2 protein-coding genes are annotated in these 3603 nt (G+C 47.8%); one reads left to right on the top strand and one right to left on the bottom strand.

Translation table 11 applies throughout. The annotated features are described in order from the left end of the window. A partial coding sequence (locus CX651_RS19535) for a TonB-dependent receptor plug domain-containing protein (RefSeq protein ID WP_101057777.1) occupies positions 1-2664 on the bottom strand: 2664 nt, incomplete at its 3' end. Positions 2665-3233: 569 nt separating this feature from the next. On the opposite strand from CX651_RS19535, the gene CX651_RS19540 reads away from it, so the two are divergent. Next, positions 3234-3431 (top strand): PA3496 family putative envelope integrity protein, encoded by a 198-nt coding sequence (locus CX651_RS19540; protein ID WP_101057778.1) that lies wholly within the window; start codon positions 3234-3236, stop codon positions 3429-3431. Positions 3432-3603: the final 172 nt, after the last annotated feature.

Genomic DNA, 3603 nt, shown 5'->3' on the forward strand with positions numbered 1-3603 from the left:
GGTATAAGACGGGATGTCGTTATAGTTGTTTTGATTGGGTGACCATTCGTTATCCCGCACTGTGTCGCTGCGATAGTTGGCTGTCAACACGGCCGAGAAGTCATTGTAGGTGTAGTCTGTGGTCAATCGATGACGCCAGCGTGGACGGGACTGCTCACCTGCCGATTTAACTTCATCATCGGCGAATCCGGTCGGGTTGAATGAACGCTCTTCCAGATAAGTACTGAATAGGCGGAAGCCCCAGTCACCGAAACCGGTTTCAAGGCGATAGTTGGCTTCAATATCGAAACCTGAAGTAACACTGGATGCCGAGTTAACCGGTTTCTCGTAGTAGTTCACTATCTCATGGGTATCGGGATCACGTTCCAGCAAAGGACAGAAGTCGTTATCTGTGCTGCTTGACTGATAGCAGTACTTAACTACTTCGGCACCGCTGAAGCTGTTGATCACGTTCTCCATGTCAAACTTCCAGTAATCCACTGTCAGGCTGAAGTTTTCCAGGTAAGATGGGGTGTATACAAAGCCCAGAGTGATGTCATCTGCAACTTCGTTCTGCAGGTCCGGATTACCTACAATAAAGCCTGGACGAGTTGAACCGTACCAGTCCTGGGAAGGTTCAAAGTCAGTCGGGATCCCTTGAGCGGCACAGTTGGCCAACACATTGTCCAGATAGTCCGGGTTGATCCTGTTCCTGAAGCTGGTAGCACAATAATCGTTGATGGTGCGGAAGGTTTGGCTGGATGGGTTGTACAGTTCGGCAATGTTAGGTGCCCGTACAGATTTGGAGCGGTTGGCCCGGATGCGCAGATCGTCATTCAGCGCCCAGTTGATGCCGACTTTCCAGGCAGTATCAGAGCCGGAGGAGGAGTAGTCCATATAACGGAACGCGGTTTCCAGTGTCAGATCCTGAACCAAGATCACATCTTGCAGCAGCGGGACGGACAATTCGGCTGATGCCTCGGTCACATCGAACTCACCATAAAGTGGTTGAGACTGGTTTCCAAATAATAAACCGTCGCGCATTGCCGGATCCGGCAGAGTTTCAGCCGTTTCCTTACGATATTCAACGCTGAATGCAGCAGCGATAAAGCCGGCAGGCAGTTCAAATAGATCGCCGCTGACAGAGGCGCCGGCAACGTATTGATCGATTGATGAGCGACGAATCGCATCTGTGCTGACCCAGTTATAGGCAGCTTCATCATATTGGCCGCGGCCAAATACGTTCAGTGGCTTACAGCCATTGGCTCTGGCGTATTCGTCACGACATACCAGATTACCGTCGGCATCTTTGATCACATCGACAGAGTCATAGAAGCGCTGCTCGAATATTTCACCGTACCATTCGGTGTCGGCTTGAACATGGCCTACAGTGGCGTAAACATCATAGGACCAGGTATCGGACAGTGCACCGTCAACACCTAGTGCCAATCTTGCTGTAGTTCTGTCCTGACTGTATTTACGGTTGCCGAAATCAGATGCCAGATAGCCTAAGTTTACCCCTTCACCTGGTTTTTCTTCACCGGCCGTCACCAAAGCCGCCGCTTCAGGAGAGAGTAGGGCGTTATCATCATAGAGCTTGAAACTGAGGAAGGCAGGAGAGCTTTCACCATAGGCTTCGGACTTGGTGTAGCTGGCCTCCATGGTAAATTTATGATCATCATTGATGTCATAGTTCATCACAGTAAAGAAATTGATCCTGTCCAGTGGCGTCTTGATGAAAGAGTTCTCGGCAAAGTTGTAGCCTTCACCACCGAGATAGTCCACCCGGCCGCTGGTTAGCGGCGGCAGTGGCTGACCCAGATCCATTGGCCGAATTTGACCGTCATCGCTGAAGGTATAGCGGGTGCCATTGGATTCAAAAGTGCCTGTCTTGCTGTATGAAGCCAGTACCTGTTGACCATGGCCCCACATTATTGCTTGCGGATCATTCGGGCCATTGGCATTGGGATTTCGCACCACAATCGGCGCTTCACGCAGGAATTCTCTGTCCATGTATGAAATCTGCCCCTGACGTGACCAACTGATGTTGGTCACAAAGTTGGCTTTACCCAAGTCAGAGCCAAAAGTCAGCGAGGCATATTCTTCTTCACCCCCATCTTCGGTGGGGCGGGTGGTAGAAGCATCGATAGCCAAGCCATCAAAACTGGTTTTGGTCACTATGTTGACCACCCCGGCAATGGCGTCAGAGCCATAAACAGCAGACGCGCCACCTGTAGTGATTTCGATGCGCTCAACCATGGCGGTAGGGATGTTGTTTAAATCCACGGCGCCTGAGCCTGGCGAACCGGCTACAAAGCGGCGGCCGTTAACCAGCACCAGAGTGCGGTTGGAACCCAGTCCTCTCAGGTCAGTGTTATTCAGACCACTGGCAAAAACAGTGTTGTTGGTGGTTTCCGGTGACAGACCAACCAGGGTATTAGGCATCTTGTGCAGCAGATCTGCTACGTTGGTAACACCTGCTTCAATAAGGCCATCGCCTGTGATCACTGTGACCGGTGTTGGTGCTATCTCTCCGATACGCTTGATTTTTGAACCTGTGACTTCAATACGCTCAAATGTTTCAGGTTTATCTTCAGCATAACTGAAACCTGTACAAGCGATACTGGTTGCAGCAGCCATAAGGCCGAAGCGAACGGCTTTGGCTGTTGTAGATATGGATGTCATATCTCTCTCCTTGATTATTATTGTAAACTGCCATGCTTGGCTATGTTTTTATTTTGTTTGTCAAATGTTTCATTGACAAAGATATAATTCAATTTAAACCTAAATTTGGCAACACTCTGCTATATTTATTAATTTAAGATTAATTTATTTTTAACACTTACAGAACAAGGTGAGGGTGAATAGTTAATTGATTAAAATCAATTAGTTATTTTAAATGTTATTGATCTATAAAATATTTTGTTGAATATATGTTTCAATTTAAACAAATTTGCATCAATGATAATAGTAAGCAAATGTTTCTATGCCTTTAGTAAGGTGTGTCGTGCGTTAATTAATTGAGAGTTTGCATTTTGTTTATTTTCTATACGCCTGAGTTTTTGCTTAACGGAATTAAAATATGGGAACTTTCCGATAGGAACAGGCTCTTTAATAAGGCATGATGTGAGGGGCTCCGGTATATTTAACACCGGATGTATCGTTTAAATTCCGGATTACCGGCTCTGCTCCAAGTGTGCGGGAAGTGCTCTTGAGGAGGCGGTAAAGAACCGGCGTGAGGTTAAGGGAAGACCATGTCATTTAATCAATCTTTGAGTAGAGGCAAGAGCGACGCGGCCCAAGAGGGAACTCTGACATCCAATAACCGGGTCAGTAAAAAAGATATGCGGATAAGCGCGGCTCGCAGGCGAATAGAGGATATTCGAGAGCAGATGGCCCTGTCCCGTGAACTGGGAGTGGGAGTGTCGGCAGATGAGCTGGACTTTGACTGACAGCCAAGCTATTACTGTCCTTGGAAAGCCCGCATTCAAGCCAACGTAGTTCACTTAAGCGGAGCTGCCTTGTGATTAACAGGATATCGGGTCTTTGATATTTTTACCGCCCTAGGCCGATTTGGCTTAGGGCGTTTGTCTATAAAAAGGATGGACAAGTCTCCTCGCAGAC

The sequence above is a fragment of the Shewanella chilikensis genome (genome assembly GCF_002836945.1).
GTDB lineage: Bacteria > Pseudomonadota > Gammaproteobacteria > Enterobacterales > Shewanellaceae > Shewanella > Shewanella chilikensis.